Source organism: Azospirillum sp. UENF 312511, from assembly GCF_058780635.1.
Genome location: NZ_JBSNCG010000003.1, coordinates 2,911,146 through 2,933,937, shown reverse-complemented (window position 1 = coordinate 2,933,937; position 22,792 = coordinate 2,911,146). Strand labels below are relative to the sequence as shown.

Below are 22,792 nucleotides of genomic sequence, written 5' to 3'. Positions count from 1 at the left end.
GCAAGTATGCGTCCCACCATGGCTTAAGCCAAGCCGGAACGGCCCTGCCGAATCCCCTTTGCGGCCGTGCGTGGACAGCGGGGTTACAGGCAGGGTTTGATTTCTAAAGGGCTTGGCACCGGTCCGTCGATCCAGCCGTGAAGCGGACGGCAGGCGCCGCCCGCGCACAACTCGTGGTCCGGGGTGAAGGAGGAAGCGGCCAGGACCAGCCGTTCCAGTGGCGGCACCGTCGGCACCCAGACCCACCAGCCGTCGGCCAAGCGGGACTCGGCGGGCGGCTCCATCCCGGCGCCGGTGCCCTTCACACGGGCCTCGGTCAGGACGAGACGTCCATCCTCGATGCGCCAGTCCTCCCGCCATTCGGTCTTTTCCACCGAATGGGTCCAGGACAGGGTGAAGGCAGGCCCCGGCAGGGCGGCCAGAACCGCCCCACCGAGCGCCGACAGGCATAACGCCACGCTCATACCGCCGCCATCATGCCGCCTCCATCATGCCGGGGCGCTGGTCCGCCCCAGGCGGCGCAGGCGATGGCGCTGCCACAGCAGGAAGGCCGCCGTCATGACGAAGCCGGCCTCGTCCGTCACGGGCAGGGACAGGACGAACAGGAAAGCCGCCGCCGCCGCGAACACCCGTTCCGCCCAGTTCATCGGCGTCCAGAAATAGCCGATGGTCGCCGCGCCCCACAGGCCGATGGAAATCAGCGCCTTGAACAGGACGTAGGCCACGGCCAGCGGGTCGTCGGTCTGGAGCATCAGCGCCGGGTCGTACACCGCCATGAAGGGCACGACGTAGCCCGCCATGGCGACGCGCGTGGCGATCCAGCCGATCTCCATGTGCCCGGCCCGGCAGATGGACGAGGCGGCCAGCGCCGCCAGGGCCACCGGCGGGGTCAGGTCGGCCATGATGCCGAAGTAGAAGACGAACATGTGCGAGACGATCAGCGGCACGCCCATCTGCAGAAGGGCCGGCGCCGCGATGGCCGCGGTGATGATGTAGTTCGCCGTGGTCGGCAGGCCGGTGCCCAGAACGATGCAGGCCAGCATGGTCAGCAGCAGCGCGATCAGCAGATTGCCGCCCGACAGGTCCATGATGGTGGAGGCGAAGCTGGAGGCCAGTCCGGTCAGCGTCAGGATGCCGATCAGCACGCCCACCAGCGCGCAGGCCACGCCCACCCCCACGGCGTTCTTGGCGCCGTCGGCGAGGCTCTGCACCAGCAGCGCCAGCGTTTCCCGCCCACCCTTGAGCGCCAGACAGGGCAGAACCAGCAGACCGACGATGGCGAAGGCCAGATGCTCCGTCCGCAGCCCCATCCGCCACAGCGCTGCGGCGATCAGGCCGAGGACGACCCAGAAGCCGACGCGCAGGACCGTCGGGCCGATGAATCCGACGATCCGCGTGCCGAGGATCAGCGCGACGGTCAGGGCGATGCCGATCACTCCGGCGAACAGCGGCGTGAAACCGGAGAACAGCAGATAGACCAGCGCCGCCAGCGGCAGGATCAGGTACCAGCTTTCCTTCAGCGCACTGAGGACGCTGGGGCACTGGTCCTTTGGCAGGCCGACGAGGTTGTTCTTGCCGGCCTCCAGATGGACCATCCAGAAGGCGCTGCCGAAATAGAGGATGGCCGGGATCGCCGCGGCGATGGCGATGTCGCTGAAGGGGACGCCGATGGTCTCCGCCATGATGAAGGCGGCCGCCCCCATGACCGGCGGCATGATCTGCCCGCCCATGCTGGCCGTCGCCTCCACCGCCCCGGCGAAGGCCGGGCGGTAGCCGAAGCGCATCATCAAGGGGATGGTGAACTGGCCGGTGGTCAGCACGTTCGCCACGCCCGATCCGTTGATCGTCCCCATGAAGCCGGAGGAAATCACCGCTACCTTCGCCGGCCCGCCCTTGGCATGGCCGACGAGGCCCAGCGACACGTCGTTGAACAGCTTGATCATGCCGGCGCGCTCCAGGAAGGCACCGAACAGGATGAACAGGAAGATGAAGGTCGCCGACACGAAGGTGGGCGTGCCGTAGATGCCCTCGGTCGAGAGGTACAGGTTGTCGATCACCTGATCGACGTCGTAACCGCGGTGGGCCAGCCCGAAGGGCAGATGCCGCCCGAACAGCGCGTAGGGGATGAAGACGCCGCACATGATCGGCAGCGCCCACCCCATGATGCGCCGCGCCGCCTCGAACACCAGCGCGATGGTCAGCGCGCCGACGATCAGGTCCGTGGTGTTCGGATCGCCCGCCCGCTGGATGAGATCGACCTCGAAAACGTAATGGTAGAGGCCCAGTGCGAACGCGCCCAGGCCGAGCAGCCAGTCGTACCAGGGAACGCTGCGCCGTTCCGCCTCCTGCCGGAAGCCGAACAGGGTGAAGGTCATCAGCAGCAGGAAGCCGACATGGACCGACCGGACGACCATGCTGGACAGCGGGTTGAAGGCCGCCGTCCAGATCTGGAACAGCGAGAAGGCGACGGCGATGGCGAAGACGGCCTTGCCCGCCACGCCTTCGAAGGCCACGACCGTGGAGGGGTTCTCACGGTCGATGGCTTGGCGGATTTTGTTGTCCGCCTCTTGGGGGGATGCGCTCATCGCACGGGGGTTCCGGGACGACGCGGCGCGCTTACATCAGGCCCTTTTCCTTGTAGAACTTTTCCGCCCCCGGATGCAGCGGCACCGGCGATTGGATGGTCGTGGCGTCCAGCTTGATCTGCTTGGCGGCGGCGTGGGCCGCACCCATCGCGTCGAGATTCTCGAACATCGCCTTGGTCATCGCGTAGACCGCGTCGTCCGACACGCCGGAATGGGTGACCAGCAGGTTGCGCACCGCCGCGGTCGGCACCGGCTCGCTCTGGCCGCTGTAGCTGTTGGCCGGGATGGTCTCGGCGATGTAGGCGGGATCGCCGACCTTCTGGATCACGTCGGCCGGGATCGACACGATGGTGATGTCCTGCGAGGTCGCCAGATCCTTGATCGCCGCCACGCCGAGCCCCGCGGAGATCAGCGTCGCGTCGAGCTGCCGGTTCTTGATCAGGTCCACCGATTCGGCGAAGGGCAGATACTCGGTCTTGGCGAAATCTTTGTAGCCCAGCCCGGCGGCGGCGAAGATCGCGCGGGCGTTCAGCTCCGTGCCCGACTTCGGCGCACCGACCGACACGCGCTTTCCCTTCAGGTCGGCCAGCGTCTTCACGCCGGAGTCCTTGCTGGCGACGATCTGGATGTAGTTGGGGTAGATGGCGGCGACGGTGCGCAGCTTGGTCAGCTTGGTCTTGAAGCCGGCCTCCTCGTCGCCCTTCCAGGCGCCGCTCAGCGAATCGCCGAGCGAAAAGGCGATCTCGCCGCGCTCCGACTGAAGGAGGTTCAGGTTCTCCACCGACGCCTTGGTCGCCTGGACCGTGACCTTCGCCCCCGGGATGGCCTTGCCGTAGATGCCCGACAGCGCGACGCCCAGCGGGTAATAGACGCCGCTGGTGCCGCCGGTCAGGACGGTGACGAACTGCTCGGCCTGGGCCGGCAGCGCGGTGAGCATGCAGACGCCGACCGCGGCCAGGAAACGCTTCATACTTCTGCCCTCCCAAAAGGCTGTCCGTTGCGGATCGTTCGTAAGACGCTTTGGTTTGCGTCGGATTGTTGGCTATCCTAACTTGTGGTCGGTGGGTCCGCCAGTCCGTAGGAACCGATAGGCGCGCGGCGGTTCGGCACAAGCACTCTCCCTTCGGAGGAGGCCGAACGGCGTCTTGACCGGATAGGACGGCGCCCCCCTATCCTTGTTCCGGTTGGTCCTGCGCCACACTTTATCCCGCAGAGTCGAAAGAACCCGTCGAAAGAAGCGTCGCGAAAGTCCGAGGCAACAGAACGTCACCAAACAATGGGAGGACAGCGGATGTCGTGTACCGTTTCCATGACCGTCAACGGAAAGGCGGTCTCGCGCGAGGTGGAGGAGCGGACCCTGCTGGTCACCTTCCTCCGTGACCAGCTCGGCCTGACCGGCACCCATGTTGGCTGCGACACCAGCCAGTGCGGCGCCTGCGTCGTCCACATCGACGGGCGGTCGGTGAAGTCCTGCACCATGCTTGCCGCCCAGGCCGACGGCGCCGCGGTCACCACCATCGAGGGGTTGGCGGCGGCGGACGGCACGCTGCACCCGATGCAGGCGGCCTTCCGCGAGCATCACGGCCTGCAATGCGGCTTCTGCACGCCGGGCATGGTGATGAGCGCCGTCGATCTGGTGACCACCAACCCCTCCCCCAGCGAGCACGAGGTCCGCGAAGGGCTGGAGGGCAACATCTGTCGCTGCACCGGCTACCACAACATCGTCAAGGCGGTGATGGCCGGGGCGGAAGCGATGCAGGGCGGCACGATGAAGGCCGCCGCCGAATAACGGGCAGAAGCAAGGCTCACATGGGAGGAACACGAAGATGGCGAACCCCACCGGCATCGGCGCTTCCGTGCGCCGGCGCGAGGACGCGCGCTTCCTGACCGGGCGCGGCACCTACACCGACGATATCAACCGGCCCGGCCAGACCCATGCGGTCTTCGTCCGGTCCCCCTACGCCCACGCCCGCATCATCGGGATCGACGCGGCCGAGGCCATGCAGGCCCCCGGCGTGATCGCCGTGCTGACCGGCGCCGACATGGAGACCGACAAGGTCGGCAGCCTGCCCTGCGGCTGGCAGATCCACTCCAAGGACGGTTCCCCGATGAAGGAGCCGCCGCACTTCCCCATCGCCCGCGACCGCGCGCGCTACGTTGGCGACGCCGTCGCCGTGGTGATCGCCGAGACGCGCGAGCAGGCGAAGGACGCCGCCGAACTGGTGATGGTCGATTACGAGGAGCTGCCGGCGGCGGTGACCTCGCTGAAGGCGCTGGAGGGCGGCGCGCCGCTGGTCCACGACGACGTCGGCGGAAACCTCTGCTTCGACTGGCATCTCGGCGACGCGGCGGCGGTGGACGCGGCCTTTGCGCAGGCGGCGCATGTAGCGAAACTGGACCTCGTCAACCAGCGGCTCGTCCCCAACGCGATGGAGCCGCGGGCGGCGCTCGGCGAGTATGACCGGGCGACCGGCGAGCACACGCTGACCACCACCAGCCAGAATCCGCACGTCATCCGCCTGCTGATGGGCGCCTTCGTCCTGGGCATCCCGGAGCACAAGCTGCGCGTCGTCGCCCCCGACGTCGGCGGCGGCTTCGGCTCCAAGATCTTCCATTACGGGGAGGAGGCCGTCGTCACCTGGGCGGCGAAGAAGGTCGGGCGTCCGGTGAAATGGACCGCCGAGCGCTCGGAGAGCTTCCTGACCGACGCCCACGGCCGCGACCATGTCAGCCACGCCGAGCTGGCGATGGACCGGGACGGCAACTTCCTGGCGCTGCGCGTCGCGACCATCGCCAACATGGGCGCCTATCTGTCGACCTTCGCGCCGTCGATCCCGACCTATCTCTACGCCACACTGCTGGCCGGCCAGTACAAGACCCCCGCGATCTACGCCGAGGTGAAGGCGGTCTTCACCAACACCGTGCCGGTGGACGCCTACCGCGGGGCCGGGCGGCCGGAGGCCTGCTACCTGATCGAGCGGCTGGTCGAGGTCGCCGCCGCCGAGACGGGCATCGACAAGGCGGAGCTGCGCCGCCGCAACTTCGTGCCGGCCAGCGCCATGCCCTACCAGACGCCGGTGGCGCTGCAGTACGACACCGGCGACTTCGCCAAAAATCTCGACATCGCCCTGCCCTTGGTCGACTACGAAGGCTTCGCGGCGCGCAAGACCGAGTCCGCCCGGCGGGGCAAGCTGCGCGGCATCGGCTTCGCCACCTACATCGAGGCCTGCGGCATCGCTCCCAGCAACGTCGCGGGCGCGCTGGGCGCGCGGGCGGGACTGTACGAGTTGGCGGAGGTGCGGTTCCATCCGACCGGTTCCGTGACGGTCTTCACCGGCTCCCACAGCCATGGGCAGGGGCACGAGACGACCTTCGCGCAGCTCGTCTCCGAGCGCTTCGGCGTGCCCATCGAGAATGTGGAGATCGTCCACGGCGACACCAGCAAGATCCCCTTCGGCATGGGCACCTATGGCTCGCGCTCGCTGGCGGTCGGCGGGTCGGCCATCGTCAAGGCGATGGACAAGGTGGAGCGCAAGGCCAAGAAGATCGCCGCCCACATGCTGGAGGCCGCCGAGGCCGACATCGAGGTGAAGGACGGGCGCTTCGTCGTGGCGGGCACCGACAAGGCCCTGACCATCGGCGACATCGCCCTGCAGGCCTACGTCCCGCACAACTTCCCGCTCGACGAGCTGGAGCCGGGGCTGGACGAGCAGGCCTTCTACGACCCGAAGAACTTCACCTACCCCAACGGCTGCCACGTCTGCGAGGTGGAGATCGACCCCGACACCGGCGTGGTCCAGGTGGCGAGCTTCGCCGCGGTGGACGATTTCGGGCGGGTCATCAACCCGCTGATCGTCGAGGGGCAGGTGCATGGCGGGCTGGTACAGGGCATCGGGCAGGCGCTCTACGAGAACTGCGTCTACGACGAGGACTCGGGCCAGCTCATCACCGGCTCCTACATGGACTACTGCATGCCGCGGGCGGACGACGTGCCGTCCTTCACGGTGCGCTACCACGAGGACCAGCCCTGCACCCACAACCCGCTGGGCGTGAAGGGCTGCGGCGAGGCCGGGACCATCGGCGCGTCGGCCGCCGTGATGAACGCGGTGGTGCACGCCCTGTCCGAGTACGGCGTCACCCATCTCGACATGCCGGCGACCCCCGAACGGGTCTGGCAGGCGATCCGGCGCCACACCCCCGCCCAGGCGGCCGAATAAGAGGGAGGAGACATCATGTACGCCTTCACCTATCACCGCCCCAAGAGCGTCGCCGACGCCGTCGCCCTGCTCGGCCAGTTCGAGGACCCGAAACTGCTGGGCGGCGGACAGACGCTCCTGCCGACGCTCAAGCAGCGCCTTGCCCGGCCGAGCGACCTGATCGACCTCGGCCAGATTCCGGAGCTCCAGGGCATCCGGGAGGAGGCCGGCGGCCTGACCGTCGGCGCCTTCACCCGCCACGCCCAGGTCGCCCATTCCGAGACGGTGCAACGGGTCATCCCGGCGCTGGCCAGCCTCGCCGAGGGCATCGGCGACCGGCAGGTGCGCAACATGGGCACACTCGGCGGGTCGATCTGCAACGCCGACCCCTCCGCCGATTACCCGGCTGCGGTCGTCGCGCTGAAGGCCACGCTGCGGACCGACCGCCGGGAGATCGCGGGCGACGACTTCTTCACCGGCATGTTCGAGACGGCGTTGGAGCCCGGCGAGATCGTCACCGCCGTGCATTTCCAGACGCCCGACAAGGCCGCCTACGCCAAGTTCCGCAACCCGGCCAGCCGCTACGCCATCGTCGGCGTGTTCGTGGCCGTGTTCGGCAGCGAGGTCCGCGTGGCGGTGACCGGCGCCGGCCCGTCGGTCTTCCGGGCCGACGACATGGAGGCGGCGCTGGCCCAGGACTTCCGCGCCGACGCCCTGAACGGCGCGTCGGTGTCGGCGGCCGGGCTGAACGCCGACATCCACGCCAGCGCCGACTACCGCGCCCACTTGGTGCGGGTGATGGCGCGGCGCGCGGTGGAGGCGTGTGGGTAAAAGTCCCTTCACTGTGAAAGTCCCCTCTCCCCTCTGGGGAGAGGGTTAGGGTGAGGGGGTTGCGCTTTTGCCGAACGTACCGCCATGTACATCCCCCTCACCGGCCCTCCGGGCCACCCTCTCCCCGGAGGGGAGAGGGTTACCGCACCCTGTAAGGCATCCCGCCCACCATGCCCAACACCCTCCCCGCTTCCGTCGATGACACGCTGGACCTGCTGCGGCGGGGGAACTACGTCGCCGACCGCTCGCTGGCGACGGCGCTGTACCTCGCGCTGAAGCTGCGGCGCCCGCTGTTCCTGGAGGGCGAGGCCGGGGTCGGCAAGACCGAGATCGCCAAGGTGCTGTCCGCCACGCTGGGCCGGCGCCTGCTCCGGCTTCAATGCTACGAGGGGCTGGACGTCGCCGCGGCGGTCTATGAGTGGAACTATGCCCGGCAGATGATGGAAATCCGGCTGGCCGAGGTGTCGGGCGACCGCGACCGGGACGCGCTCAGCGCCGATCTCTTCTCCGAGCGCTTCCTCATCAAGCGCCCGCTGCTCCAGGCGCTGGAACCCGACTTGGCCGGTCCTCCCGTCCTGCTGATCGACGAGCTGGACCGCACCGACGAGCCGTTCGAAGCCTATCTCCTCGAAATCCTCTCCGACTTCCAGGTCTCGATCCCCGAGTTCGGCACCGTCACCGCGCCGGAGCCGCCCATCGTCATCCTGACCTCCAACCGCACCCGCGAGATTCACGACGCGCTGAAGCGGCGCTGCTTCTACCACTGGGTCGACTACCCCAACGCCGAGCGGGAGCGTGCCATCCTGGCCGTGAAGGCGCCGGAGGCCGACGCGCGGCTGGCCGCCCAGGTCGTCGGCGTCGTACAGAGCCTGCGCGGGATGGACCTCTACAAGGCGCCGGGCGTGGCGGAGACGCTGGACTGGGCGCAGGCGCTGGTCGAGCTGAACCAGTTGGAGCTTGAGCCCTCGGTCATCAACGACACGCTGGGCACGCTGCTGAAATACCAGGACGACATCGCCCGCATCCAGGGCAGCGAGGCCGCGCGCATCCTGGCCCAGGTCAAGACGGAACTCGCTGCCGGCACGGCGCGGTGAGCGGCCATGCAAGGCGGCCTCGCCATCAACCTGATGCATTTCGCCCGCGCGCTGCGGGCGGCGGGGTTGCCGGTCGGGCCGGGCAAGCTGCTCCAGGCCGTGGAAGCCGTTGAGGCGGTCGGGATCGGCAACCGGGCGGACTTCTACTGGGCGCTGCACGCCGTCTTCGTGAACCGGCGCGACCAGCGCGAAGTCTTCGACCAAGCCTTCCACGTCTTCTGGCGCAACCCCGACATCCTGAAGCGGATGATGGGGCTGATGCTGCCGACCATCCGCACGGAGTCGCCGGACACGCAGGACCCAATGTCCCGCCGCGTCGCCGATGCGTTGCGCGGAACCGCGCCGGAGGCCGAGGGTCCGGAGAAGTCGGAGATCGAGGTGGATGCCGCCTTCACCGTTTCGGCCCAGGAACGATTGCAGGAGAAGGATTTCGAGAAAATGTCAGCGGCGGAGATGGCCGAGGCCAAGCGGATGCTCGCCCGCATCGCCCTGCCGGTGGCCGAGGTGACGACCCGCCGCCACCGCCCCGACCCGCGGGGGCTACGCGTGGACCCGCGGGCGACGCTGCGGCGGATGCTGCGCTCCGGCGGCGATCTCGCCGATCTGGCACGGCGCAGCCACCGCACACGGCCGCCGCCGCTGGTCGTGCTGTGCGACATCTCCGGCTCCATGACGCGCTATTCACGGATGCTGCTGCATTTCATGCACGCGCTCAGCAACGACCGCGACCGGGTGCACAGCTTCGTCTTCGGCACCCGCCTGACCAACATCACCCGCCATCTGCGGCACAAGGACGTCGATGTGGCGCTGGACGCCGTGTCGGCGGCGGTGGCCGACTGGTCGGGTGGGACGCGCATCGGCACGGCGCTGCACGCCTTCAACCGGACCTGGGCGCGTCGGGTTCTCGGCCAGGGGGCGGTGGTTCTGCTCATCACCGACGGGCTGGACCGGGATGCCGGCGAAGGGCTTGCGACGGAGGCCGAACGGCTGCACAAGAGCTGCCGCCGTCTGGTATGGCTGAACCCGCTCTTGCGGTGGGAGGGGTTCGCACCAAAATCCAGCGGTATCCGGGCCTTGTTGCCGCATGTGGACGACTTCCGCCCGGTCCACAACCTGAACAGTCTGGCCGGGCTCGCCGACGCGTTGAACCGCGACGGGCCGCGACGGGCCGAAAGCCTGCGCAAGTGGCTGAAGGAGGCCGCATGAAGGACGATATTCTGGAGCAGGCCGCGGGCTGGCGCGCGGAGGGCCGCAAGGTGGCCGTGGCGACGGTGGTCGCCACCTGGGGGTCCTCCCCCCGCCCGGTGGGCAGCCAGATGGCGGTGGACGACGCCGGTTCGATGATCGGCTCGGTCTCCGGCGGCTGCATCGAGGGGGCCGTGGTGCACGAGGCGCGCAAAACCATGGAGGATGGCGAGCCCCGGATGATCTCGTTCGGGGTCAGCAACGAAATGGCCTGGGAGGTCGGGCTGGCTTGCGGCGGCCGGGTGCAGGTCTATGTCGAGGCCGTGGAATGAAGCGCGACATCACCGAACGGCTGCTGGCCGCCCGCAAGGCCGGGCGTCCCGTGGCCCTGGTCACCGACCTCGGCACCGGCCTTCAGACGCTGGTTTACGAGGACGCCATCCACGGCGGCTTCGGGCTGGAGGACGACCTTCTGGAGGAGGTGAGGGAGCGGCTGCGCCAGGATCGTTCCGGCCTCCTCACCGATCCGGAGGAGGATGAGGACGGCGTCCAGCTGTTCGTCCAGACCCACAACCCGCCGCTGCGGCTGCTGGTGGTCGGCGCCGTGCACATCGCCCAGGCGTTGGCTCCCCTCGCCGCGCTGACCGGCTACGCCGTCACGGTGATCGACCCGCGCGGCTCCTTCGCCACGGAATCGCGCTTTCCCGGCGTTTCCCTGCACGATTCCTGGCCGGACGAGGCGCTGTCCGCCCTGACGATCGACAACCGCACCGCCGTGGTGACCCTGACCCACGACCCCAAGCTGGACGACCCGGCGCTGCTGGTGGCGCTGCGCTCCCCGGCCTTCTACGTCGGGTCGCTCGGCAGCAAGCGCACCCACGCCAAGCGGCTGGAGCGGCTGAAGGAGCAGGGCGTGACCGACGCGGAACTGGCGCGCATCCACGCGCCGGTCGGGCTGGACATCGGCGCCGTGACCCCGGCGGAAATCGCCCTGTCGGTCATAGCTCAGATCACCGCCGTGCGGCGTAAGGCCGGCGCGGCCTGACAGGAGTTCATCACCATGTTTTTCGGCCCGCTGCCCCTGCGGGAGCTGGAGGGCGCCATTCTGGCGCATTCGGTCCGCCGCGGCTCCGTCAGCTTCAAGAAGGGCCGCGTCCTCAGCGCCGAGGACGTGACGGCGCTGCGCGACGCCGGCCTTACCACCGTGACCGTCGCCAAGCCCGGTCCTGACGACGTGGGCGAGGACGCCGCCGCCGCCCGCATCGCCGCCGCCCTGAAGGGGCAGGAGATCACCGTCGGGGCCGCCTTCACCGGGCGCGTCAACCTGTTTGCCGAATCGCGCGGCCTGTTCGTTCCGGATGTCGAACGGATCAACGCGCTGAACCTCATCGACGAAAGCGTAACGGTCGCCACCCTGCCCGCCTTTGCGCCGGTCGAGCCCGGCCAGATGGTCGCCACGGTCAAGATCATCCCCTTCGCCGCCCCCCGCGGCGCCGTGGAGGGGGCGGAGGTCGAGGCGTCCGCCGGGATGCCGGCGCTGCGCGTCGCCCCCTTCCGTCCGCTGACCGCTGCGCTGATCCAGACCCGCCTGCCCGGCGTGAAGGACAGCGTCCTCGACAAGACCGTGGCCGTGACGCGGCAACGTCTGGAGGCGATGGGCGGGCGGCTGGTCCGCGATTCGCGCTGCTACCATGGCGAGGCGGCGCTCGCCGACGCAATCGCGGCGGCGGGGAGCGTCGACCTGCTGCTGATCGCCGGGGCCTCGGCCATCACCGACCGGCGCGACGTGCTGCCGGCGGGCATCGAGCGGGCGGGCGGCGTGATCGAGCATTTCGGCATGCCGGTCGACCCCGGCAATCTGCTGCTGATCGCGCACATCGGGGAGACGCCGGTGCTCGGCCTGCCCGGCTGCGCCCGGTCGCCCAAGCTGAACGGCTTCGATTGGGTGCTCCAGCGCATCGCCGCGGGCATTCCGGTAACGCGGGCCGACGTGATGCGGATGGGCGTCGGCGGCCTGCTGGCCGAGATTCCCAGCCGCCCCCTGCCCCGTTCCGGCGCCGTCGCGGTGGAACCGCCGCGGGCGCCGCGCATCGCCGCGCTGGTTCTGGCCGCCGGGCGGTCGAGCCGGATGGGCGGCAGCAACAAGCTGCTCGCCGATGTCGGCGGGGAGCCGCTGATCGTCCGCACGGTCGAAGCGGTGCTGGCCTCGCAGGCCAAGCCGGTGGTGGTGGTGACCGGCCACATGGCGGAAGCGGTGTCCGCGCCGCTGGCCGGGCGTCCGCTGACCATCGTCCACAACCCGTCCTTTGCCGACGGGCTCAGCGCCTCGCTGCGCGCCGGGCTGGCCGCCCTGCCGGCGGATATCGACGGTGTGGTGGTGTGCCTCGGCGACATGCCGCGAGTTACGCCGCAGGCCATCGACCGGCTGATCGCCGCCTATAACCCGCTGGAGGGTCGGACCGTCTGCGTCCCGACCATCCATGGCAAGCGCGGCAATCCCGTCCTGTGGGACCGCGGCTTCTTCGCGGAGATGGCGAAGCTGAGCGGCGATGCCGGGGCCAAAACCCTGCTGGCCACCCACGCCGATCAGGTGGTCGAGGTGCCGGTGGAGGACGGCGGCATTCTCTACGACGTGGACACGCCGGACCTGCTGGCGGAGCTTCGCGGGTAAGGTCAGGCCGCCCGTTCGATCACCAGATCCAGCCAGCGGCGGGAGATCGTCCGGGCGACCGCCTCGGCGGCGGGCAGGTGCCGCTCCAGCGCGGCGTCCAGCCCGTCGAGGACGGCCCGGTTGCGCTCCCGCGAGTCGACGCCGAATTTCTCCGCCCAGCCGCGGACGATGGCGGCGTCGGCCTCCGGGTGGAACTGGAAGGCGTAGAGGTTGCGGCCGAGCCGGAAGGCCTGACGCATGCAGGCTTCGCTCCAGGCCAGTGGCACGGCGCCCTCGGGAAATTCGAAGGTGTCGTAGTGCCACTGCACCATGTGCAGCTCCGGCGCCAGCCCGCCGAGCAGCGGATCGTCCGAAGCGGCGTTGAACAGCCGCACCGCGCCCACGCCGATCTCCGCCACCGAATGGCGGTAGACGCGGGCGCCGAAGGCGCGGGCGGCCAACTGCGCCCCCAGGCAGATGCCCATCACCGGGCGCTCTTCCGCCGAGAAAGCGCGGATCAGTTCCATGACCCGCGGAAAGTGCGGCCCCTGACCGTCGTTCCAGGCGTCCTGCGGTCCGCCCAGAACCAGAAGCCCGTGATAGCTCTCCGGCGTGGCGGGCAGAACCTCCCCTTCGTCAGTGGCGACAGTGACCAGCGTCGCGCCGAACTCGGTCAGCGCGTCCCCGACGAGTCCGGCGGGGGCGTTTCGGTTGTTCTGAACGACCAGGATGCGCATGGAGGGGCCACGTCGGTGAAAGCGGATGCCCCGTTCATGAGCGGCAGAGGCGGCGAAATCAAGCGGCGCAAGGCGGCTATGCGCCGCGCCGCGGGACGGCGTACAGTGCGATGACGCGAAGGAAGCCTTTCAACTTCCCCAGGGAGACGAGATCGATGCTGACCCGGATTCGCACGCTGGCGGGGGCCGCCGCCCTTGCCGGCACCCTGCTGTTCCCCGCGACCTTGCTGTTCCCGACCTCCGCCGCCGCGCAGAACGGCACGGTGACCTTCCTGCACTTCAACGACATCTACGAGATTTCCCCGGTGAAGGGCCGCGGCGGCTTCGCCCCCCTGATGACGGTGCTGAAGACGGAGCGGGAACGCAGCGCCGGTGCGCTGACGACGGTGGGCGGCGATTTCCTGTCCCCCTCCCTGCTCTCCGGGACGACGCGGGGCGCGCAGATGCCCGACCTGTTCAACGCCATGGGCGTGGACGTCGTCGGCTTCGGGAATCACGAGTTCGACTTCGGCACGGAGGTGCTGAAGGCCCGCATCGCCGAATCGAAGTTCCCCTGGGTCGGCACCAACATCGCCGGACCGGACGGTCAACCGTTTCCCGGTTCGGTCGCCACCTGGACGAAGACGGTCGGCGACGTCAAGGTCGGTTTCCTCGGCGTCCTGACGCCGGAGACCGCGCATCTGTCCAGCGGCGGGGCGGAGGCCACCTTCACCAACGTGCAGGCCGCCGCGGCCCTGGCGGTGAAGGCGCTGCGCGACGCGGGGGCGAACATCGTCGTGGCGCTGACCCACCAGACCATCACGGAGGACCGTGAACTGGCCATCAAGGTGAAGGGCATCGACCTCGTGCTGGGCGGCCACGACCACGACCCTATCAGCTTCTACGAGGGATCGACCCTGATCCTGAAGGCCGGGGCGGACAGCCATTACCTCGGCGTCATCGATCTGGCGGTCAGCACCAAAGCGACCGAAAAGGGGCCGGCGACCACCGTCGCTCCGGCCGGCTGGCGCTTCGTCACCACCGCCGGGGTGGCTCCGGACTCCGAGGTCGGGGCGCTGGTCAAGCGCTACACCGACCAGCTCGACGCCACGCTGGCCGGGGTGATCGGGCGGACGGAAACCGACCTGGACAGCCGCAAGGACGTCGTCCGTTCGCAGGAGACGACGATGGGCAACCTGATCGCCGACGCGCTGCGCGACGGGTTGAAGGCCGACGTCGCCATCACCAACGGCGGCGGCATCCGCGCCGACACGCTGCATCCAGCGGGCAGTTCGCTGACCCGCAAGGACATCTTCGCGGAGATGCCCTTCGGCAACGTCGCCGTGCTGACCCTGCTGTCCGGCGCCGACATTCTGGCCGCGCTGGAGCATGGCGTGTCGAAGGTGGAGGACAAGGCCGGGCGCTTCCCCCAGGTGTCGGGCCTGACCTTCACCTATGACCCGAAACTGCCGTCGGGCACCCGCGTGACCGGCGTGACGGTGGGCGGCCAGCCGCTCGACCCCACCCGGACCTACCGCGTGGCGACCAACGACTACATGCTGAAGGGCGGCGACGGCTACGCCGCGCTGTCCCGCGGCCGGACGGTGGTGGACGCCTCCGGCGCCGTGCTGATGGCGACGATGGTCATGGATTACGTGGAGGCGAAGAAGACGGTCGCCCCCAAGGTCGAAGGCCGCATCGTCGCGAAGTGACCGGAGCGCGCGCAAAAAAGAACGCCCCTGGACCGGCTGGTCCGGGGGCGCAAGGCCAGGATGGATCGTTGGTGAAGCGTCAGGCGCTGCGGCGGACGTGGCGCGCGGCCCCTTCGACCCGCGCGTTCAGCCGCCGCACCGCGTCGTTCGCGGTTTTCGCCGACAGCTCCGACACCTTGACGCTGCGGTTGAGCAGAAGTTCCATCTCGTCTTTGACCATGCTGCTCTGCGCCGCATAGAGGTCCTGGACCGACCGGCTGCGCATCATCGCGTTGATGCCTTCGGCGTTGCGGGCCATGGCCTCCTGGGCGAAGCCCATCCATTCGCGCATGATGGACTGCATCCCGTCCATCAGCACGGACCCGCACTGCGTCATGACGTCCATGTTCTCGCGGGCCTGCTGGGCGACCTCGCCCTGAGCCTCCGCGGACAGGCCCATCATGCGGTTGAGTTGATCGGTGGTCTGGCCGGCAACTTGGCCAGCCACCTGGGTCGCCTTTCCCATCATGTCGCTGGCCGTGTCGGCGCCGCGCTGGGTCGTTTCTGCGGCGGTTTCCGCCATGCGGCGCGTGGTGTCCTCGGCAACATTCCGGCCTTTGGCGGCGGTGTCGCGCGCGATGGTCTGCGCGTCCTTCTCTGAAGCCATCTGCCTTGCTCCTGGTTTCGTTCCGTCCGAATCGGACGCTCCCCCCATTTTTCTTGAGTGTCGCGATTTTTGTGCAGTGCGACACAAACATCCATATACCATGGTGGCGAAGAATAGTTCCACAACTCTAAAAACTAACCTTACCTACTTTTTTGTGGATATAGAGAAGTCTCCACCAGGATTTATTGCAGTGAGTTTTACATCAAATTTCATGGAGTGTTTTAATTGATCCAAAGAAAATTACCAAGCAGCACCGCAAGTGAGATGCGGATCGCCGGAGCACACCCCAAATTCTGAGGTAGGAAATCCTGAGCCGGCGCGCTGCCCGTCCTGGTCCGGCACCGGCCCACCCGCGGAGGATGCCCATGCTCATCGGCGTGCCGACGGAAATCAAAAACCATGAATACCGCGTCGGGTTGACCCCCGCCTCGGTCCGTGAACTGACGCATCACGGGCATAGCGTGCTGGTGCAGGCGGGAGCCGGCGCCGCCATCGGGCTGGACGACGAGCACTATGAAGCCGCCGGGGCGGAAATCGTGCCGGACGCCGCAACCGTCTTCGCCCGCGCGGAGATGGTGGTGAAGGTGAAGGAGCCCCAGCCGCAGGAATGCGCGATGCTGCGCCGGGGGCAGATCCTGTTCACCTATCTGCACCTCGCCCCCGATCCGAAGCAGACCAGGCTGTTGCTGGACTCCGGCGCTGTCGCCATCGCCTACGAGACGGTGACGGACTCCCGTGGCGGCCTGCCGCTCCTGGCGCCGATGAGCGAGGTGGCCGGCCGCATGTCGGTGCAGGCCGGTGCCCATTGCCTGGAGAAGGCCCAGGGCGGGCGCGGCGTCCTGCTCGGCGGCGTGCCCGGCGTTCCGGCGGCCAAGGTGGTGGTGCTGGGTGGCGGCGTGGTCGGCACCAACGCCGCCCGCATGGCCATGGGTCTGGAGGCGAAGGTCGTTGTCATCGACAAATCCCTGCCCCGCCTAAAGGAACTGGACCTGCAATTCGGCGCCAAGCTCCAGACGCTCTATTCGACGGTCGACACGATCGAGGAGCATGTGCTCGACGCCGACCTCGTCATCGGTGCGGTCCTCGTGCCGGGGGCCGAGGCGCCGAAGCTGGTGACCAAGGCGATGGTGGAGCGGATGCGGCGGGGCGCCGTGGTGGTGGACGTCGCCATCGACCAGGGCGGCTGCTTCGAAACCTCGCACCCCACCACCCACGCCGACCCGACCTATCTGGTGGACGGGGTGGTCCATTACTGCGTCGCCAACATGCCGGGGGCGGTCGCGCGCACCTCGACCTTCGCGTTGAACAACGCCACCCTGCCCTTCACGCTGGCGCTCGCCGACCGGGGATACCGCGCGGCGCTGGCGCGCGACCCGCATCTGCGGGCGGGGCTGAACATCCACGCCGGGGCGGTCACCTGCAAGGCGGTGGCCGACGCTCAGGGGCTGGGTTACCAACCGGCGGAGGAGGCGCTGCGGCTTTGAATTCCGCTCCCGGAGGGGGCGACCGCAATCACCCTCTCCGGGAACGGTCACTCAGGCCGACCGGAGCCGCGAGAATCGGAAATCGCAGTGACTGGCCCCGCCGGCCAGGGTTTGCGTTCTTTCCAGATGGATGCCGCGTGTCGCGTAGGCGTCAAAATCGAGACCGCAGATGTTCGGCAGAATGTCCTTGTCGCCATGGCGGGCCGCGAATTTGCAGAAACCGCAGGCTTTGTAGTTGATGCCGAACTCGAAATCGTCGCCCGGACCCGGCTCGACGAAGTCGTAGACGAAATCCTCAGGAAACTGCTCCTGATGGCTTTTCGCCGCCTGCTCACGGAGAAACGCCTGATTCTCTGGTGACATGAATTGACGCCCCGAGGCGAGACGCTCCGCTTCGGGCACGGTGAGCAATTGGGCCTTGTAGGTGTCCCGCTCGATGTCGCCGATCACGGACAGCGGCACGCCGTGCCGCCGGAGCACCCGGCTGATCGCCATGAAGCCGAGGAGACGCATGAAGAAGTCGCTCATGCGACTCTCCGCACCGCCGACATAGGGCATTTGCGTGAGCACGATGGCGAACTCGTCCATCACCTCCCGCTTGATCCCATCAAGGCTGGAGGGATGAACGTGCTCGCCCAACATCGCTTCGGCAAGGTCGAGGCGATGGCGCATGGCGGCCTCCATCGCGCTGCGATGATCCTCGTAAAATGGATGGACCGTCTCAACCATTCGGTGCTCCCAAATGAACAGCTGCAATTCTCTGCTGGCTCACGAGCGTTTTCCGCCAAAGCGGGCGGCGATCTCCCCAACGATGCCGCGGCGGAACAGCAGCACGCAGGCGACGAAGATGACGCCGATCACCACCGGCACCGGCAGGTTGCTCGCCGCCAGATAATTCTCCAGCGTCACCACCAGCGCCGCCCCGACCACCGGGCCGAACAGCGTTCCGATGCCGCCCAGCAGGGACATCAGCACCACCGCGCCGGACATCTGCCACTGCACATCGGTCAGCGTGGCGAGCTGGAAGACGATGGCCTTGGTGCCCCCGGCCAATCCGGCCAGCGTGGCGGACAGGACGAAGGCCATCAGCTTGTAATGGTCGGTGCGGTAGCCGAGCGAGATGGCGCGCGGCTCGTTCTCGCGGATCGCCTTCAGGACCTGACCGAAGGGCGAATGGACGGTGCGCCAGATCACCGCGAAGCCGAACAGGAAGACCGCCAGCACCGTGTAGTACATCGCCATCGACTGGCTGAGGTCGATCACCCCGAACAGATGCCCGCGCGGCACCGCCTGGATGCCGTCCTCGCCACCGGTGAACTTGAGCTGGAGCGCCATGAAGAAGACCATCTGCGACAGGGCCAGCGTGATCATGGCGAAGTAGATCCCCTGCCGGCGGATCGCCAGCGCGCCGAAGGCCAGACCGAGCGTCGCCGCGAAGGCCGTTCCCAGCAGGATACCGAGTTCCGGCGGCAGCCCCCAGACCTTCACCGTATGGGCGGTGATGTAGGCCGCCCCGCCGAAGAAGGCGGCGTGGCCGAAGCTGAGCAGACCGGCGAAGCCGATCAGCAGGTTGAAGGCGCAGGCGAACAGCGCGAAGCACAGCACCTTCATCACGAAGACGGGGTACAGCACGTAGGGCGCGGCGATCAGGACCAGCAACAGCACGGCCAGGGCCAGCAGGCCCGGCATGGCCGGTCGCCCAGTGGCGGGGGCCGCGGTTTCGCGGCGAACGGCGTGGATTTCGGTCGCCATGGGTTACCTCTCCCGCCCGAACAGGCCGGCGGGCTTGATCAGCAGCACCACGGCCATGATGACGAAGACGACGATGTTGGACGCCTCCGGATAGAACACCTTCGTCAGACCTTCCAACAGGCCCAGACCGTATCCGGTCAGCACCGCCCCCAGAATCGACCCCATGCCACCGATCACCACCACGGCGAAGACGACAATGATGAGGTTCGAGCCCATCAGCGGCGACACCTGATAGATCGGCGCGGCGAGAACGCCGGCCAGCCCGGCCAGAGCGACGCCGAACCCGTAGGTGGCCGTGATCATCAGCGGCACATTGATGCCGAAGGCCTGGACCAGAACCGGATTCTCGGTGGCGGCGCGCAGGTAGGCACCGAGCTTCGTCCGCTCGATGGCGTACCAGGTGGCGAGGCAGACGACCAGCGAGGCGACGACGACCCAGCCGCGGTAGTTGGGCAGGAACATGAAGCCCAGATTTTGCCCGCCGCGCAGCAGGTCGGGAATGGGATAGGGCTGGCCCGACACGCCGTAGAAATGGCGGAACGCCCCCTCCACGATCAGCGCGAGGCCGAAGGTCAGCAGCAGCCCGTAGAGATGGTCGAGCTTGTAGAGGCGGCTGAGCAGCGTCTTCTCCAGAAGCACGCCGAAGGCGCCGACGACCAGCGGCGCCAGCAGCAGCGCCCACCAGTAGCCGATCCCCGCCGTAGTCAGCAGCAGCCACGCCACGAAGGCCCCCAGCATGTAGAGCGCGCCGTGGGCGAAGTTGATAACGTTCAACATGCCGAAGATGACCGCCAGCCCGAGGCTGAGCAGCGCGTAGAAGGACCCGTTGATCAGCCCCAGCAGTAGCTGCCCGAACAGCGCCTGGGGCGGGATGCCGAAGATGGTGGACATGGTGGTTCGCCTCCGGCCGTTCTCCAACCGTTTTGCGCGGCGGGTGACCGCCCCGGCGCCCGTCCCCGCACGCGGCGGACGGATCGCCGGGGCGGGCGGGGATCAGCCCGGCAGCTTGCAGCCGCTTTCCGCCATGGTGGCGAAGGCCTCGTCGCCGGGGATGGTGCGGATGATCTGGTAATAGTCCCACGGTCCCTTGGACTCGCTGGGCTTCTTCACGCGGGCCAGATACATGTCGTGGACCATGCGCCCGTTCGGCAGGATCTTGCCGTTCTTGGCGAACATGTCGTTGACCGGCATCTCCTTCATCTTGGCGGCGACGGTCGGCCCGTCGTCAGTCCCCGCCGCCTCGATGGCCTTCAGGTAGTGCTTCACCGAGGAGTAGCTTCCGGCCTGCACCATGGTCGGCATCTTGCCGGTCTTCGCCTTGTACTTCTCCGACCAGGCGCGCTTCTCGTCGTCCATGTCCCAGTAGAAGCCGGTGGTCAGGACGAGGTCCTGGGCGACCTGGAGCCCCAGCGCGTGCACGTCCGACAGGAAGATCAGCAGCCCGGCCAGCTTTTGCTGCCCGCTCTGTGTCAGGCCGAACTCCGACGCCTGCTTGATCGAGGTGATGGTGTCGCCGCCGGCGTTGGCGAGGCCGATGACCTGCGCGCCCGACGACTGCGCCTGCAGCAGGAAGGAGGAGAAGTCCGCCGTGTTCAACGGCGCGCGCACCGCGCCCACGACCGTGCCGCCGGCCTTCTTCACCTGCGCCGCCGTGTCGGTTTCGAGCTGGTGGCCGAAGGCGTAGTCGGCGGTCAGGAAGAACCAGCTCTTGCCGCCCTCCTTCACGATGGCCTGACCGGTGCCGACGGCCAGAGCGCGGGTGTCGTAGGCCCAGTGGAAGCCGGTGGGGGAGCAGGCGTCGCCGGTCAGGCGCGAGGTCGCCGGCCCCTGCATCAGGAAAATCTTTTTCTTCTCGCGCGTCACCTCCTGCACCGCCAGGGCAACGCCGGAGTTCGGCACGTCGACGATGACGTCCACCCCGTCGCGGTCGATCCATTCGCGGGAGAGGTTTGAGCCGATGTCCGGTTTGTTCTGGTGGTCGGCCGAGACGACCTCGATGGGCTTGCCCAGGATCTTGCCGCCCACCTCCTCGACCGCCATGCGGACGGCAACCGCCGAACCCTCGCCGCCCAGGTCGGCGTAGAGGCCGGAGCGGTCGTTGAGGACGCCGATCTTCACGACGTCGCCCGAGACCTTGCCCTGCTGGGCCTGCGCAGAACCGACGGCCAGCGCGGCGAGCGCCGCTCCGGCAAGCAGACGTGCAATCATTCCATTCCTCCCCGTTCGAATTCGAGCGTTTCTGCTTGTTGATTCAGACACCCAGATACGTGTGCAGCTTCTCCATGTTGGCGGCGAGCTGGTTGTTCGGGATCATGTCCATCACGCGGCCTTCCTCCATCATGTAATGGCGGTCGGCGATGGTGGCGGCGAAGCGGAAGTTCTGCTCGACCAGCAGGACGGTGAAGCCGCGCTGCTTCAGCTTGCGGACGGCCACCCCGATCTGTTCGATGATCACCGGGGCCAACCCTTCCGTCGGTTCGTCGAGCAGGATCATGGTGGCGCCGGTGCGCAGGATGCGCGCGATGGCCAGCATCTGCTGCTCGCCACCCGACAGGCGGGTCCCCTGGGTCGAGCCCCGGCCCTGAAGGTTGGGGAACAGCTCGTAGATCTGCTGGACCGTCATGCCGCCGTCCTTCACGACGGGCGGCAAGGTCAGGTTTTCCTCGACGTTGAGCGAGGCGAAGATCCCGCGCTCCTCCGGCACGTAGCCGATGCCCAGGCGTGGGATCCTGTGCGGCGCCATGCCGATCAGCTCCTGCCCCTGGAATCGGATGGAGCCGGTGCGCTTGCCGACGATGCCCATGATGGAACGCATGGTGGTCGTCTTGCCAGCGCCGTTGCGGCCCAGCAGGGTCACCACCTCGCCCTGGCGGACCTCCAGGTTCACCCCGTGCAGGACGTGGCTTTCGCCGTAGAAGGCCTGGAGATCGGAAACCTCCAGCATCGCGGTCTTCACCGTTGCGCCGTCAGGCATGACCGCTCCCCATGTAGGCTTCCCGGACCTTCGGGTGACGCGACACCTCGGCGTAGGGCCCCTCGGCCAGAACCTCGCCGCGGGCCAGCACGGTGATCCAGTCCGACAGGTTGGAAACCACGGACAGGTTGTGCTCCACCATCAGGATCGTGCGGTTGGCCGAGACCCGCTTGATCAGCGCGGCGATACGATCGATGTCCTCGTGCCCCATGCCGGCCATCGGCTCGTCCAGCAGCAGCATTTCCGGTTCCAGGGCCAGCGTCGTGGCGATCTCCAGCGCGCGTTTGCGGCCATAAGGAAGCTCCGCCGCCGGACGATGGGCGTAGCCGGCCAGCCCGACATCCTCCAGCAGCTCCATCGCCCGCCCGTTCAGCCGGTCGAGCACCGATTCCGATTTCCAGAAGTGGAAGGAGTTGCCGAGCGGCCGTTGCAGCCCGACCCGTACATTCTCCAGAACCGACAGATTCGGGAACACCGCCGAAATCTGGAAGGAACGGATGATGCCCAGCCGCGCCACGTCCGCCGGCTTCACCGCGGTGATGTCGCGCCCGTTGAACAGGATGTTCCCATTGCTGGGTTGAAGAAACTTGGTGAGCAGATTGAAAACGGTCGTTTTTCCGGCCCCGTTGGGACCGATCAGCGCATGGATGGACCCCCGTTTCACCCGCAGGCTGACGTCGCGGACGGCGACGAAACCCCGGAATTCCTTGGTCAGTCCGCGCGTCTCCAGAATGACGTCACTTGCCATATCCTCCCCATTCCCTGTTTTCAGCAGCCTTCCGCGAGACCGCCTGTTGTTTGGTTCAGGTTATCAGCAATCTGTCACACGTACAGCTTACGGAAAGAACTTAATCCCGTCCATCCGGAAGCATCGAAGGCATGACAAAGCGTGGCCGGACGGCAGAACCGCCGGCAAAAAGGGGGCTGTGGGTGGCCGAAACGCGGGCATGAAAAAAGCGGCCACGCA

Annotated in this window: 21 protein-coding genes; 10 read left to right on the top strand and 11 right to left on the bottom strand. The window is 67.8% G+C overall.

All coding sequences use genetic code 11. The features are described 5' to 3' along the window. Nucleotides 1-83: 83 nt before the first annotated feature. The 3 genes from ACWPN7_RS25340 to ACWPN7_RS25330 are packed head-to-tail and all read right to left on the bottom strand — an operon-like array spanning nucleotide 84 to nucleotide 3,555. Nucleotides 84-464 (bottom strand): DUF1850 domain-containing protein, encoded by a 381-nt coding sequence (locus ACWPN7_RS25340; protein WP_407823423.1) that lies wholly within the window; start codon nucleotides 462-464, stop codon nucleotides 84-86. Nucleotides 465-488: 24 nt separating this feature from the next. Next, nucleotides 489-2,585 (bottom strand): TRAP transporter permease, encoded by a 2,097-nt coding sequence (locus ACWPN7_RS25335; RefSeq protein ID WP_038527776.1) that lies wholly within the window; start codon nucleotides 2,583-2,585, stop codon nucleotides 489-491. Between the two features lie 31 nt (nucleotides 2,586-2,616). Further along, on the bottom strand, nucleotides 2,617-3,555 hold the full coding sequence (locus ACWPN7_RS25330) for a TAXI family TRAP transporter solute-binding subunit (protein ID WP_038527773.1): 939 nt from the start codon (nucleotides 3,553-3,555) through the stop codon (nucleotides 2,617-2,619). 321 nt (nucleotides 3,556-3,876) lie between these two features. On the opposite strand from ACWPN7_RS25330, the gene ACWPN7_RS25325 reads away from it, so the two are divergent. The 8 genes from ACWPN7_RS25325 (at nucleotide 3,877) to ACWPN7_RS25290 (ending at nucleotide 12,562) form a co-directional block, all read left to right on the top strand. Further along, nucleotides 3,877-4,374 (top strand): (2Fe-2S)-binding protein, encoded by a 498-nt coding sequence (locus ACWPN7_RS25325; RefSeq protein ID WP_038527771.1) that lies wholly within the window; start codon nucleotides 3,877-3,879, stop codon nucleotides 4,372-4,374. 37 nt (nucleotides 4,375-4,411) lie between these two features. Beyond that, a complete protein-coding gene (locus tag ACWPN7_RS25320; protein WP_492273479.1) occupies nucleotides 4,412-6,802 on the top strand; it encodes a xanthine dehydrogenase family protein molybdopterin-binding subunit in 2,391 nt (796 codons plus the stop codon). A gap of 15 nt (nucleotides 6,803-6,817) precedes the next feature. Beyond that, nucleotides 6,818-7,612: an FAD binding domain-containing protein gene (locus ACWPN7_RS25315; protein WP_459196589.1), complete on the top strand. Its 795-nt coding sequence runs from the start codon at nucleotides 6,818-6,820 to the stop codon at nucleotides 7,610-7,612. Between the two features lie 170 nt (nucleotides 7,613-7,782). Further along, entirely contained in the window at nucleotides 7,783-8,706 is a 924-nt protein-coding gene (locus ACWPN7_RS25310) for an AAA family ATPase (RefSeq protein ID WP_459196588.1), read from the top strand. Between the two features lie 6 nt (nucleotides 8,707-8,712). After that, nucleotides 8,713-9,912, top strand: coding sequence for a vWA domain-containing protein (locus ACWPN7_RS25305; protein WP_459196587.1), 1,200 nt, complete (start codon nucleotides 8,713-8,715; stop codon nucleotides 9,910-9,912). After that, nucleotides 9,909-10,223 carry an XdhC family protein gene (locus tag ACWPN7_RS25300; RefSeq protein ID WP_103039024.1) on the top strand — a complete coding sequence of 105 codons (315 nt, stop codon included), beginning with the start codon at nucleotides 9,909-9,911 and terminating at the stop codon, nucleotides 10,221-10,223. Before ACWPN7_RS25305 ends, ACWPN7_RS25300 begins: the two co-directional genes overlap by 4 nt. Beyond that, nucleotides 10,220-10,936: an XdhC family protein gene (locus tag ACWPN7_RS25295; RefSeq protein ID WP_103039023.1), complete on the top strand. Its 717-nt coding sequence runs from the start codon at nucleotides 10,220-10,222 to the stop codon at nucleotides 10,934-10,936. The genes ACWPN7_RS25300 and ACWPN7_RS25295 overlap by 4 nt, the downstream gene beginning before the upstream one ends. 15 nt (nucleotides 10,937-10,951) lie before the next feature. Next, nucleotides 10,952-12,562 carry an NTP transferase domain-containing protein gene (locus ACWPN7_RS25290; RefSeq protein ID WP_459196586.1) on the top strand — a complete coding sequence of 537 codons (1,611 nt, stop codon included), beginning with the start codon at nucleotides 10,952-10,954 and terminating at the stop codon, nucleotides 12,560-12,562. A gap of 2 nt (nucleotides 12,563-12,564) precedes the next feature. Here the strand turns inward: ACWPN7_RS25290 and ACWPN7_RS25285 are convergent, their stop codons facing one another. Next, nucleotides 12,565-13,278 (bottom strand): type 1 glutamine amidotransferase, encoded by a 714-nt coding sequence (locus ACWPN7_RS25285; protein ID WP_459196585.1) that lies wholly within the window; start codon nucleotides 13,276-13,278, stop codon nucleotides 12,565-12,567. A 155-nt stretch (nucleotides 13,279-13,433) separates the two neighbouring features. Between ACWPN7_RS25285 and ACWPN7_RS25280 the strand changes: the two genes are divergently transcribed. Beyond that, a complete protein-coding gene (locus ACWPN7_RS25280) occupies nucleotides 13,434-14,969 on the top strand; it encodes a bifunctional metallophosphatase/5'-nucleotidase (RefSeq protein WP_459196584.1) in 1,536 nt (511 codons plus the stop codon). Between the two features lie 79 nt (nucleotides 14,970-15,048). On the opposite strand, the gene ACWPN7_RS25275 is transcribed toward ACWPN7_RS25280, so the two are convergent. Then, nucleotides 15,049-15,615, bottom strand: coding sequence for a phasin family protein (locus tag ACWPN7_RS25275; protein ID WP_038527757.1), 567 nt, complete (start codon nucleotides 15,613-15,615; stop codon nucleotides 15,049-15,051). A 365-nt stretch (nucleotides 15,616-15,980) separates the two neighbouring features. On the opposite strand from ACWPN7_RS25275, the gene ald reads away from it, so the two are divergent. Next, nucleotides 15,981-17,099: an alanine dehydrogenase gene (gene ald, locus ACWPN7_RS25270; protein WP_137102960.1), complete on the top strand. Its 1,119-nt coding sequence runs from the start codon at nucleotides 15,981-15,983 to the stop codon at nucleotides 17,097-17,099. A 51-nt stretch (nucleotides 17,100-17,150) separates the two neighbouring features. Here the strand turns inward: ald and ACWPN7_RS25265 are convergent, their stop codons facing one another. The 6 genes from ACWPN7_RS25265 to ACWPN7_RS25240 all read right to left on the bottom strand — a co-directional run bounded on the left by ACWPN7_RS25265 (nucleotide 17,151) and on the right by ACWPN7_RS25240 (nucleotide 22,573). Next, complete coding sequence (locus ACWPN7_RS25265) at nucleotides 17,151-17,828, bottom strand: L-2-amino-thiazoline-4-carboxylic acid hydrolase (protein ID WP_459196583.1); 678 nt, start codon at nucleotides 17,826-17,828, stop codon at nucleotides 17,151-17,153. A gap of 39 nt (nucleotides 17,829-17,867) precedes the next feature. Beyond that, on the bottom strand, nucleotides 17,868-18,851 hold the full coding sequence (locus ACWPN7_RS25260) for a branched-chain amino acid ABC transporter permease (RefSeq protein ID WP_200474491.1): 984 nt from the start codon (nucleotides 18,849-18,851) through the stop codon (nucleotides 17,868-17,870). A 3-nt stretch (nucleotides 18,852-18,854) separates the two neighbouring features. After that, nucleotides 18,855-19,742: a branched-chain amino acid ABC transporter permease gene (locus ACWPN7_RS25255; RefSeq protein ID WP_059398778.1), complete on the bottom strand. Its 888-nt coding sequence runs from the start codon at nucleotides 19,740-19,742 to the stop codon at nucleotides 18,855-18,857. 102 nt (nucleotides 19,743-19,844) lie between these two features. Beyond that, a complete protein-coding gene (locus ACWPN7_RS25250; protein WP_137102963.1) occupies nucleotides 19,845-21,059 on the bottom strand; it encodes an ABC transporter substrate-binding protein in 1,215 nt (404 codons plus the stop codon). Between the two features lie 43 nt (nucleotides 21,060-21,102). Continuing rightward, a complete protein-coding gene (locus ACWPN7_RS25245) occupies nucleotides 21,103-21,825 on the bottom strand; it encodes an ABC transporter ATP-binding protein (protein WP_103039015.1) in 723 nt (240 codons plus the stop codon). Then, a complete protein-coding gene (locus ACWPN7_RS25240) occupies nucleotides 21,818-22,573 on the bottom strand; it encodes an ABC transporter ATP-binding protein (RefSeq protein WP_137114529.1) in 756 nt (251 codons plus the stop codon). The genes ACWPN7_RS25245 and ACWPN7_RS25240 overlap by 8 nt, the downstream gene beginning before the upstream one ends. Nucleotides 22,574-22,792 lie beyond the last annotated feature (219 nt).